Origin of the sequence: Mesorhizobium sp. M4B.F.Ca.ET.017.02.2.1 (assembly GCF_003998955.1) — a bacterium.
GTDB classification, from domain to species: Bacteria; Pseudomonadota; Alphaproteobacteria; order Rhizobiales; family Rhizobiaceae; genus Mesorhizobium; species Mesorhizobium abyssinicae.
The window spans coordinates 1-10,723 of sequence record NZ_RZOF01000223.1 but is presented as its reverse complement, the minus strand read 5'-3'; the positions used below and the strand labels follow the sequence as shown (position 1 = coordinate 10,723).

Sequence of the window (10,723 nt, the reverse complement as noted above, 5' to 3'; positions counted from 1 at the left end):
CGCCGCCTGGCTCGCCGGTGAAAGCGCCGGGGTGGCGCCCTTCTACCTGCTTGCCGATCCGACACTGATCGAGGCGCGCGCGCACCACATCGGCGCCAGGATAGCCATCGCCGAAACGCTGCCGGCGCAAGCAGCGCGGATGTTTTCGCGGGCGCTGCCGATCGTGCCGCTCGATGCCGGCCATGTCGACAATCCCGGGCGGCCCGACATCGCCAATGCCGCAGGCACCCTCGAAGCCATCGATCGGGCCGTGGCCGATTGTCTTGCCGACCGCGCCGCGGCCGTGGTCACCTGCCCCATCGCCAAGAAGCCGCTCTACGATGCCGGCTTCCGCTTTCCCGGCCACACCGAATATCTGGCGCATCTGGCGGGACTGCACACGGGCGCCGAGGTGACGCCGGTAATGCTGCTTGCCGGCCCGGAACTGCGCACCGTCCCGGTCACCATCCACATCCCGCTCGTCGACGTGCCGAAGGCGCTGACGAGCGAGCTGATCGTCACCACCGCACGCATCACCGCCGCCGACCTGAAAACCCGCTTCGGCATCGCCAGGCCGAGGCTCGCGGTCGCCGGCCTCAACCCGCATGCCGGCGAAGGCGGTGCAATGGGGGTGGAGGACAGGCGGGTCATCCAGCCGGCGATCGAGCAACTGAGGGCGGAGGGCATCGACGCCTTCGGACCGCTGCCGGCCGACACCATGTTCCATGCACGGGCGCGAGCCGGCTACGACGCGGCACTTTGCATGTACCACGACCAGGCGCTGATCCCGGCCAAGACGCTGGCCTTCGACGAGGCGGTCAACGTCACGCTCGGCCTGCCCTTCATCCGCACCTCGCCCGACCACGGCACCGCTTTCGACATTGCGGGCCAGGGCATCGCGCGCGCCGACAGCCTGATCGCGGCCCTGAGGCTCGCCCGCCGGCTTGCCGACAGCGGGACCGAGGCCGTGGCCGCATGAGCGCATTGCCGTGAGCCTGACCGCATGACGATCGACGGGTTGCCGCCGCTGCGCGAGGTGATCGAACGCCATGGGCTGCAGGCGAAGAAGTCGCTCGGCCAGAATTTCCTGCTCGACCTCAATTTGACCGGCAAGATCGCGCGCTCCGCCGGCGACCTCGCTGACGCCACCGTGATCGAGGTCGGCCCCGGCCCCGGCGGATTGACGCGGGCGCTGTTGTTCAACGGCGCCAGGCGGGTCGTCGCCATCGAACGCGACGAGCGCTGCCTGGAAGCGCTGGCGGAGGTCTCCAATTACTATCCCGGCCGTTTGCACGTCATTCCCGGCGATGCGCTGAAGACGGACTTCGCCGCGCTTGCCGGGGAAGCCGGCGGACCGGTGAAGATCGTCGCCAACCTGCCCTACAATATCGGTACCGAACTCCTGATCCGCTGGCTGACGATTGCCGAATGGCCGCCCTTCTACCAATCGATGACGCTGATGTTCCAGCGCGAGGTAGCCGAGCGCATCACCGCCGCCCCAGGCAGCGATGCCTATGGCCGGCTCGGCGTGCTCGCCGGCTGGCGCACGCAAGCCAGGATCGCCTTCGACGTGCCACCGCAGGCCTTCACCCCGCCGCCGAAGGTGACGTCATCGGTGGTGCATCTGGTGCCGCGCACGGCCCCCTTGCCGGTAGAAGCGAAAAAGCTCGGCCGCGTCACCGAGGCCGCCTTCGGCCAGCGCCGGAAAATGCTGCGGCAAAGCGTCAAGAGCCTCGGCGGCGAGGCCTTGCTGGTCCGCGCCGGCATCGACCCGACGCGGCGGGCGGAGACGCTCAGCGTGGACGAGTTCGTAAGGTTGACGAACGCGGTGTAGTGCTGCGGCCTCTCCTTCTCCCCTTGTGGGAGAAGGTGGCCTCGCGAAGCGAGGTCGGATGAGGGGTGTTGGACGGATCGCTACGCAGAAGGGCGTAAGCGCAGAAAAGCCTTCTGCTTTTCACGCCTCATTTCTTCCAGCACCCCTCATCCGTCTCGGCGCTGCGCGCCGATCCACCTTCTCCCACAAGGGGAGAAGGAGAGGCGCACCGCCTCACTCCGTCTTCTCGTCCAGCAACCCCGAAACGAAATCGAACAGGCCCGGCCGCCTGTCGCGCCGCAGCCGCTCGGCGGTGACGATGCCGCGCACCTCGGCGAAGGCGCGGTCGAGATCGTCGTTGACGATGACGAAGTCGTATTCCTTCCAGTGCTCGATCTCGAGGCGGGCGTTCTTCAGCCTGGTCTCGATCACCGATTCCTGGTCCTCGGCGCGGCGTTTCAGCCGCGCCTTCAATTCCTTCATCGACGGCGGCAGGATGAAGATCGAGACGATGTCGGCGCGCATCTTCTCCTTGAGCTGCTGGGCGCCCTGCCAGTCGATGTCGAACAGCATGTCGCGGCCCTGCGCCAGCGCCAGCTCCGCCGGCTCGCGCGGCGTGGCGTAGCAATTGCCGTGCACCTCCGCCCATTCGAGCAGGGCGTCAGAATCGCGCAGCCGCTCGAACTCGCGCATGGTGCGGAAGTGATAGTGCACGCCTTCGATCTCCGAGCCCCGGCGCGGTCTGGTGGTGACCGAGACCGACAGCTCGAGACTGGAATCGCTTTCGAGAAGATTGCGCGCGATCGTTGACTTGCCGGCGCCCGACGGCGACGACAGAACCAGCATCAGCCCGCGGCGGCGGATGCGGGACCCCAGATCCCTGGCAACCATCGGCTCCTTGGCAACCATCCGGGTCACTCCAGATTCTGAACCTGTTCGCGAAACTGGTCGACGACCGCCTTCAGCTCCAGCCCGATGGCGGTGACCGCGGCAGCGTTCGACTTCGAGCACAACGTATTCGATTCGCGGTTGAATTCCTGTGCCAGAAAATCGAGCTTGCGGCCGATGGCGCCGCCATTGGCGAGCAGCACACGCGCGGAAGCGACATGGGTCTTCAGCCGGTCGATCTCCTCGCGGATATCGGCCTTGGTGGCGAGGAAGGCCGCCTCCTGGTGAAGCCTGCTGGCGTCGAGATTGGCCGAAGCATCCAGCAACAGGCGGACCTGCTCGGCGATGCGTTCGCGGATCGCCGCCGGCTCGCGCGACGGATCCGCCTCGGCCTTCAGCGTCAGCGCCTCGATGGCGTCGATGTGGCCGGCAAGCAGCGAGCGCAGGGCGGCGCCCTCGCCCTGACGGGCCATTTCCAGGCCTACCAGCACCGTTTCGAGCGAGGCCAGGATGGCGCCGTCGAGCGCCGCCCGCGCCTCCTCGGTTTCGATCGTCTCGGGAATGTCGAGCACGCCGCGCAACGCGAGCAGCCCGTCGGCGGTGGCGGGGGCGGCGCCGAATTGCTCCTGCAGGCGCTTGGCCAGCCCGGCCAGATCCTTGAGGAAGGACTCGTTGACCACCGGCTGCACCTGCTGGCCGGCGGCGCGGCCGACCGTCAGCGTCGCCTGGAAATTGCCGCGCGAAAAACGCTTCTGGATCGTCTGCCGGACCGCCGGCTCGAGCCGCTCGAAGCCTTGCGGCAGCCGCAGCCTCACCTCGACGCTCTTGCCGTTGACCGATTTCACCTCCCAGGCGATCGAGGTGCCGTCATGTTCGGCGACCGCCCGTGCAAAACCGGTCATGCTCTGCAGATTCATAATGCCCTTGCGCCCCCTTGCGCGCGGTCGCGGACGTTGCGCGACCCTGAGCGGTTGATGGCATCGCCGAACCGCTCTAACTATTTGTTTCTACGCAATTCCGAACGGAAAGCGTTGCACACTTTTCCTGGAATTGCTCCAAAAAACCACGGCGCCCCCTCGAAGCGTACGCCGCCGTCAAAATATCAACGCCCCCTTGCAGCCGGGCGCAAGTTCAAAAGCGTTTGTCTATTGGGCGGCGCCCGCATCGCCACTGGCGTCACCGCTATCGTCGCCGGTGGCCGGCGCGTCGGTCTGGCCCTCGACCTTGGCGGCGCCAGCCTTGGCGGCGTCCTCGGCCTGCTTCTTCTGTAGTGCCCGGTAGCGGGCGACGTTCTGGTTGTGCTCTTCGAGCGTCGCGGCAAAGACATGGCCGCCGGTGCCGTCGGCGACGAAATAGAGATCGTCGGTCTTTGATGGATTGGCGACGGCCTCAAGGGCCGCACGGCCGGGATTGGCGATCGGCGTCGGCGGCAGGCCGTTGATCAAATAGGTGTTGTAGGGAGTCTGCTTGTCGATGTCCGACTGGTAGATCGGACGGTCGGCGGGTTTGCCCTTGCCGCCGAACAGGCCGTAGATGATGGTCGGATCGGACTGCAGGCGCATGCCCTTGGCGAGACGGTTGAGGAACACGGAGGCCACGCGCGAACGCTCGTCCCCCCTGCCCGTCTCCTTCTCGACGATCGAGGCCAGTGTGACGAAGTCCTCGACATTGGCGATCGGAAGGTCCGGCGCGCGCCGCTCCCAGACATCGTCCACCAGCTTCTTCTGGTCGGCAAGGAGCTTGTCGATCATCTGCTGGCGCGTGGCGCCGCGGGTGAAGCGCAGTGTGTCGGTGGCGAGGCTGCCCTCCGGCGGCATGGCCGCCGGCATGTCGCCGGTCAGCGCATCCTGCTCGGAGATGCGCTGCAGCGCCTGCTCGACTGTCAGCCCCTCGGGGATGGTCAGCGAATACATCACCGACTTGCCGCTCTTCAGCATTTCCATGATGTCGAGCATCGAGGCGCGCGGCTTGATCTCGTATTCGCCGGCCTTGAGCGCGGAATCATTGCCGGTGGCACGCACGCCGAGGCGGAAGATGCGCGCGTCGCTGATCAAGCCGCGCCGCTCGAGCTGGTCGGCGATGTCCTGAACGCCGGTGTTCGGCTTGACCAGGAAGGTGTCGCCATTGGCCGACGGGCCGGGTTCGGTGAACGCCTGCTTGCCGAAATAGAGCGCGGCGCCGGCCGCCAGGATCATCAGCATCACCAGCGAGATGACGAAATTCATGAACACGACGACCTGGCTGCGCGAGGCGCGCGAGCGTCGCGGCGGCGGCGTGCCGGCCTCGGGACGCAGCGCCTCGGCCGCCGTCTTCGGGACGATCGGACCAGTTGCGGCCTGCTGCTTGCCGAAATCTCCGCTGCCGCCCGGATTTGTGTTCATAGCGCCCTACCATCTGATCTCTTGGAGAGGCGCACGTCCCAGCGGACGCGCGGACCACGCTCCAACATTTCAACCCTGCGCCTCGTGCCTTGCGAAAACCGGCCGCGGTTTTCTGTCCGACGCGCGAATCCCCAAGGGCAGAGTAGGGGCGAATATGGCAAAATTGACGACAGGCCGCGCGAGCGGCCGCCGGCCCCACACTCAGCCATTGTAACGCTGGAAGACGAGCGAGGCGTTGGTGCCGCCGAAGCCGAAGGAGTTGGACAGCGCCACGTCGATCTGGCGGGCGCGCGGCTTGTTCGGCACGAGATCGATCGCCGTCTCGCGCTCCGGATTGTCGAGGTTGATGGTGGCGGGGGCCGTGTTGTCGCGGGTGGCGGGGATCGAGAAGATCGCCTCCGCCGCGCCCGCCGCGCCCAGGAGATGGCCGATCGACGACTTGGTCGACGACATCGAGATCTTCGAGGCGGCATTGCCGACAAGGCGCTCGACGGCGCCAAGCTCGATCGTGTCGGCCATGGTCGACGTGCCATGGGCGTTGATGTAGTCGACGTCGGCGGGCGAAAGCTTCGCCCGCTTCAGCGCCGCCGTCATGCAGCGGAAGGCGCCGTCGCCATCCTCGGCCGGCGCGGTGATGTGGTAGGCATCGCCGGTGAGCCCGTATCCGGTGACCTCGGCATAGATTTTGGCGCCGCGCGCCTTGGCGTGTTCGAGCTCCTCAAGCACGACGACGCCGGCGCCCTCGCCCATGACGAAGCCGTCGCGGTCGCGGTCATAGGGACGGGAAGCCTTTTGCGGCGTCTCGTTGCGCTCGGTCGACAGCGCGCGGCAGGCGGCGAAGCCGGCCAGCGAAAGCCGGGTCACCGGGGCCTCGGCACCGCCTGCCAGCATCACGTCGGCATCGCCGAAGATGATCAGGCGGGCGGCATCGCCGATAGCGTGCGCGCCGGTCGAGCAAGCGGTGACGACGGCGTGGTTCGGGCCTTTCAGCCCGTGCCGGATCGACACCTGCCCGGAGACCAGGTTGATGATGTTGCCGGGGATGAAGAACGGGCTGATACGGCGAGGCCCGCGCTCGTGCAGGATCAGCGCATTCTCGGCGATGCCCTCGAGCCCGCCGATGCCGGAACCGATCATGACGCCGGTGGCGCAGCGCTCCTCCTCGGTGCCCGGCTGCCAGCCGGAATCCTTCAGCGCCTCGTCGGCGGCCGCGATCCCGTACAGGATGAAGTCGCCAATCTTGCGCAGTTCCTTCGGCTCGAGCACGGCTTCGGGATTGAGCGTGCCGTTGGAGCCGTCACCGCGCGGAATGACGTGGGCGATCTTGCAGGCAAGATCCTCCACTTCGAACTCGGTGACGCGCTTGGCTGCGCTGCGGCCGGTCAGCAGTTCCTTCCAGCTGTGCTCGAAGCCCATGCCAAACGGCGAAACCAGGCCAAGGCCCGTGACGACGACACGCCTCATCGCAGGTCCTCCCCGGTGATGCCCGCGAAAAGCCTCAGGCCGAGGCCTTGTCGATGTACTTCACCGCGTCGCCGACGGTCAGGATGGTCTCGGCGGCATCGTCCGGAATCTCGACGCCGAATTCTTCTTCGAACGCCATGACGAGTTCGACCGTGTCGAGGCTGTCAGCGCCCAGATCGTCGATGAAGCTCGCCTGCTCCGTCACCTTGTCGGCATCGACGCCCAGGTGCTCGATGACGATCTTCTTGACGCGCTCTGCGGTGTCACTCATTTGGGGCATCCTCGTCTTATGTTGAGTTGTCTTCGTTAGCGGGCGGAATGCCGCTAATCAAGCTGAAATATGGTCTTGCGGGTAACGCAACGCCACAGGACCGGTTTTTGCCCGAACCGCCGGGTTGCCGGCCGCATTACACGAAAAATGCGGGAGGTCCAAGCCGAAATGGCGCTTTTCACAACCGCCGGACCATAGTCGGAACAAGGCTGCTCAGATCATCGCCATGCCGCCATTCACATGAATGGTCTGGCCGGTGACATAGGCCGCTTCGTTGGAGGCGAGATAGGCGACCGCGGAGGCGACTTCGGCGCTGGTGCCCATGCGCCGGGTCGGGATCGCCGCCATGATCGTCTCTTTCTGCTTGTCGTTGAGCTTGTCGGTCATGGCCGATTCGATGAAGCCCGGGGCGACGCAGTTGACGGTGATGTTGCGGGTGGCGATCTCCTGCGCCAGCGACTTGGAAAAGCCGATCATGCCGGCCTTGGAGGCGCAGTAATTGGTCTGGCCGGGATTGCCGGTGACGCCGACCACCGAGGTGATGTTGATGATGCGGCCATGGCGGCGGCGCATCATCGGATGGGTCAGCTCGCGCGTCAGCCGGAACACGGCGGTGAGGTTGACCTCCAGCACGCTGTCCCAATCGGCATCCGACATGCGCACGAACAGGCCGTCCTTGGTGATGCCGGCATTGTTGACGAGGATGTCGACGCCTTCGAGATCGGCTTCCGCCTTCTGGCCGAGCGCCTTGACCTCGTCGCGGTCGGACAGGTTGGCCGGGAATAGTTTCACGCGGTCGCCGAGTTCGGCGGCCAGCGCCTCGAGCTTCTCGAGGCGGGTGCCGTGCAGGCCGACGATGGCGCCCTGGCTGTGCAGCACGCGGGCGATCGCCTCGCCGATGCCACCCGATGCGCCGGTGACGAGCGCCTTGCGGCCGGTCAGTTCGAACATGTTGGTCTCCTGATCTCAGAGAGCACCCTTCACACGGGTGCGTTCAAATCGCCAGTGGATTATGCGAGCGCGGCCAGCGCCGCCTCGACATCGGCTGCCGTGCCGACGGCGCCGGTGGCAACGTCGCGGTTGATCCGCCGCGCCAGGCCCGACAGCACCTTGCCGGCACCGACTTCGTAGAGCGTGGCAACTCCGTTGGCGGCGAACCACTCCACCGTCTCGCGCCAGCGCACGCGGCCCGTCACCTGCGCGACCAGGCGCCGGGCGATCTCGTCGGGATCGCTGGTCGGGGTGACCGTGACGTTGGAGACGACGGGAACCACCGGCGAATTCTTTGCCACGCCGGCCAGCGCCTCGCGCATGATTTCGGCGGCAGGCTGCATCAGCGCCGAATGGAAGGGGGCGGAGACCTGCAGCATCAGCGCCCGCTTGGCGCCCTTTTCCGTGCACAGCTTTGCCGCCAGCTCGACCGCCGACTTGGCGCCGGAGATCACCAGCTGGCCGCCGCCATTGTCATTGGCAACCTGGCAGATGGAGCCTTTTGCAGCCTCGGCGCAGGCTGCCTCGACATCGGCCTGCTCGAGCCCGATGATTGCCGCCATGGCGCCCTCGCCCGCCGGCACCGCCGCCTGCATGGCATTGCCGCGCACGCGCAGCAGGCGCGCGGCGTCCGCCACCGAAACGAAGCCGGCGGCGGCAAGCGCCGAATATTCGCCCAGCGAATGCCCCGCCACGTAAGCGACCTTGTCCTTCAGCGAAAATCCGCGCGCTTCCAGCGCGCGGATCGCCGCCAGCGACACTGCCATCAGCGCCGGCTGGGCGTTGGCGGTCAGCGTCAGCGTCTCTTCCGGCCCTTCCCAGATCAGCTTCGACAGTTTCTCGCCGAGAGCGTCGTCCACTTCCTCGAACACTCTGCGCGCCTCGGGAAAGGCGTCCGCCAGGTCCTTGCCCATGCCGACGGCCTGGCTGCCCTGTCCCGGAAAGGTGAATGCGACGGCCATATCGAGGCTCTCCAATGGCTGATTTTACCTGCCTGTGGCGCAAGGCGGACGGGCAAGTCAAGCCCGCGCCACCCTGTCCGGGCGCGAAATCACCACCCGAGTGCCTGTTCCAAAAGGCTTTTTGGCGATCACTGATGATGAAAACCGCTCACGATTCGTTTGCTGGCTCTTCTTATTTTCGCCACAGGCGCTAGCTTTGCGTGACAGTTCAATGACAATTCAATGACGCCGATCGGATTGGCGCGCAGCGTGGGCCGGGGAATATCGAAGTGGCACGGATCAGGAAAGGCGCCGGCAAGGTGGCGCCGCAGTTCTTGGAAGACGATCCATCCACCGGCTATCTGCCGGGGCGGAGATGGCCGATCGTCCGCTACGGCCTCGTTACCCTGCTCGCCTCCGCCATACTGGTGTTCGCCATCGAATGGATCGTGCGCGGCGATTTTTCCGGCACCGTCGACTTCTTCCTGCAGCCCTTCAAGCCGGGCTGGACCACCATCATCGTCTTCGCGCTGGTGCTGATCGGGCTGGACGCCGTGCTCGGCCGCAGCCACCAGAGCCTGATGATCGTGGCGCCGCTGACCCTTGCGCTGGCCTTTGTCGGCCACCAGAAGTCGCACTATCTCGGCGATCCGCTCTACCCGACCGATTTCCTCTACTCCCGCCAGATCATGGCGCTGATGCCGCTTCTGGTGCGCGAGCGGCCGCTGACCGCCGTCGCCATCGCCATCGCCATCGTGGCCGGCCTGTCGCTGCTCGTCTATGGCTGGCGCCTGTGGCGCCGGAAGGTGCCGATCCTCAGCCGCAAGGGTCGGCTGGCGCGGCTGACGCTGACGGTGCCGCTGCTTGCCTTCTTCGTGTCGATCATGGACTACGCCACCTTCTCGTGGACCCGCGACCGGCTGCAGATCATCCCGATCATGTGGGACCAGAAGGAGAACTACGCCTCCAACGGCTTTGCGCTTGCTTTCGCGCTCAACGTGCCGATGGCCCATGTCTCGGCGCCGGCCGGCTATTCCGACAAGGCGATCGCGGCGATCGCGAGACCTGACGTGACGGCCTCGGTGCCGGACGAGAAGCCCGACATCATCGTCGTCATGAGCGAATCCTTCTGGGATCCGACCAAGCTGCCCGGCGTCACCATCACGCCGGACCCGATCCCCAATGTGCGGGCGCTGCGCTCCGGCTATATGTTCTCGCCGGAATTCGGCGGCATGACCGCCAATATCGAATTCGAGGCGCTGACCGGCTTCTCCAACGCCTTCCTGCCGGCCGGCTCCATCCCCTACCAGCAGTATGTGCGCACGCCGACGCCGTCGCTGGCGACCTTCCTGAAGAGCGAGGGCTACAGGGCGCGCGCCATCCATCCCGGCACCAACTGGTTCTGGAACCGCGGCGCCGTCTATGCCGATTTCGGCTTCAACGACTTCCGCTCGGAGGAGACGCTGCCGCCGATGCAGAAGCGCGGGCCACTGGCCTCCGACGCGGCGATGACCGACGAGATCATCCGCGAGGCGGACGCAAGCGAGGACCCGGTCTTCCTGTTCGCCGTCAGCCTGCAGAACCACGGGCCCTACGAGCCGTACCGCTACTACAATCCGTCCCACAAGGTCGCGGCGCCGATCAGTTCCTGGGCGCGTGAATCGCTGCTGAGCTATGCACAAGGCTCAGCCGACGCAGACCGCGGCCTGGAACGGCTGGTCGAATGGGCCAAGAAGCGCCAGCGGCCGACGGTGATCGCCTTCTTCGGCGATCATCTGCCGCCGCTCGGGCCGGTCTATGTCGAGACCGGCTTCCTCAAGGACAATGTCGCGCCGCGCAAGGAGCCCTCGCCCGAAGCGGCACTCGAGCACCACCAGACGCCTCTGATCATCTGGTCCAACCGCACCGGCCCGGCCGAGGAGATGGGCGCCGTCAGCCCCGCCTTCCTGCCCTACCATATCCTGACCACGGCCGGGATCACGCACCCCTACTATAC

10 protein-coding genes are annotated in these 10,723 nt (G+C 66.2%); 3 read left to right on the top strand and 7 right to left on the bottom strand.

The window, feature by feature from the left end; all coding sequences use genetic code 11:
• Positions 1–958, top strand: a 958-nt coding sequence (pdxA, locus tag EN738_RS22960; protein ID WP_127285718.1) for a 4-hydroxythreonine-4-phosphate dehydrogenase PdxA, incomplete at its 5' end; no start/stop codon positions are given.
• Positions 959–982: 24 nt separating this feature from the next.
• Positions 983–1,813: a 16S rRNA (adenine(1518)-N(6)/adenine(1519)-N(6))-dimethyltransferase RsmA gene (gene rsmA / locus EN738_RS22955; RefSeq protein WP_127285717.1), complete on the top strand. Its 831-nt coding sequence runs from the start codon at positions 983–985 to the stop codon at positions 1,811–1,813.
• Between the two features lie 213 nt (positions 1,814–2,026).
• On the opposite strand, the gene gmk is transcribed toward rsmA, so the two are convergent.
• The 7 genes from gmk to fabD form a co-directional block, all read right to left on the bottom strand.
• Positions 2,027–2,701, bottom strand: coding sequence for a guanylate kinase (gene gmk, locus EN738_RS22950; RefSeq protein ID WP_245478501.1), 675 nt, complete (start codon positions 2,699–2,701; stop codon positions 2,027–2,029).
• A gap of 5 nt (positions 2,702–2,706) precedes the next feature.
• Positions 2,707–3,597 carry a YicC/YloC family endoribonuclease gene (locus EN738_RS22945; protein ID WP_127285716.1) on the bottom strand — a complete coding sequence of 297 codons (891 nt, stop codon included), beginning with the start codon at positions 3,595–3,597 and terminating at the stop codon, positions 2,707–2,709.
• Positions 3,598–3,825: 228 nt separating this feature from the next.
• Positions 3,826–5,061 carry an endolytic transglycosylase MltG gene (mltG, locus tag EN738_RS22940; RefSeq protein WP_127285715.1) on the bottom strand — a complete coding sequence of 412 codons (1,236 nt, stop codon included), beginning with the start codon at positions 5,059–5,061 and terminating at the stop codon, positions 3,826–3,828.
• 201 nt (positions 5,062–5,262) lie between these two features.
• Positions 5,263–6,525 carry a beta-ketoacyl-ACP synthase II gene (gene fabF, locus EN738_RS22935; RefSeq protein WP_127285714.1) on the bottom strand — a complete coding sequence of 421 codons (1,263 nt, stop codon included), beginning with the start codon at positions 6,523–6,525 and terminating at the stop codon, positions 5,263–5,265.
• A gap of 34 nt (positions 6,526–6,559) precedes the next feature.
• Positions 6,560–6,796, bottom strand: coding sequence for an acyl carrier protein (locus EN738_RS22930; protein WP_006203723.1), 237 nt, complete (start codon positions 6,794–6,796; stop codon positions 6,560–6,562).
• Positions 6,797–7,009: 213 nt separating this feature from the next.
• Positions 7,010–7,747: a 3-oxoacyl-[acyl-carrier-protein] reductase gene (gene fabG, locus EN738_RS22925; protein ID WP_127285713.1), complete on the bottom strand. Its 738-nt coding sequence runs from the start codon at positions 7,745–7,747 to the stop codon at positions 7,010–7,012.
• A gap of 59 nt (positions 7,748–7,806) precedes the next feature.
• The gene (gene fabD / locus EN738_RS22920) at positions 7,807–8,748 is read right to left on the bottom strand and encodes an ACP S-malonyltransferase (RefSeq protein ID WP_127285712.1); all 942 of its coding nucleotides are present in this window, start codon (positions 8,746–8,748) and stop codon (positions 7,807–7,809) included.
• A 269-nt stretch (positions 8,749–9,017) separates the two neighbouring features.
• On the opposite strand from fabD, the gene EN738_RS22915 reads away from it, so the two are divergent.
• On the top strand, positions 9,018–10,723 hold a 1,706-nt coding region (locus EN738_RS22915; RefSeq protein WP_145966905.1), incomplete at its 3' end, for an LTA synthase family protein.

Coding starts and splice junctions, on each gene's coding strand:
- rsmA (WP_127285717.1), top strand. CDS start 983: ATGACGATCGACGGGTTGCCGCCGCTGCGCGAGGTGATCGAACGCCAT.
- gmk (WP_245478501.1), bottom strand. CDS start 2,701: ATGGTTGCCAAGGAGCCGATGGTTGCCAGGGATCTGGGGTCCCGCATC.
- EN738_RS22945 (WP_127285716.1), bottom strand. CDS start 3,597: ATGAATCTGCAGAGCATGACCGGTTTTGCACGGGCGGTCGCCGAACAT.
- mltG (WP_127285715.1), bottom strand. CDS start 5,061: ATGAACACAAATCCGGGCGGCAGCGGAGATTTCGGCAAGCAGCAGGCC.
- fabF (WP_127285714.1), bottom strand. CDS start 6,525: ATGAGGCGTGTCGTCGTCACGGGCCTTGGCCTGGTTTCGCCGTTTGGC.
- EN738_RS22930 (WP_006203723.1), bottom strand. CDS start 6,796: ATGAGTGACACCGCAGAGCGCGTCAAGAAGATCGTCATCGAGCACCTG.
- fabG (WP_127285713.1), bottom strand. CDS start 7,747: ATGTTCGAACTGACCGGCCGCAAGGCGCTCGTCACCGGCGCATCGGGT.
- fabD (WP_127285712.1), bottom strand. CDS start 8,748: ATGGCCGTCGCATTCACCTTTCCGGGACAGGGCAGCCAGGCCGTCGGC.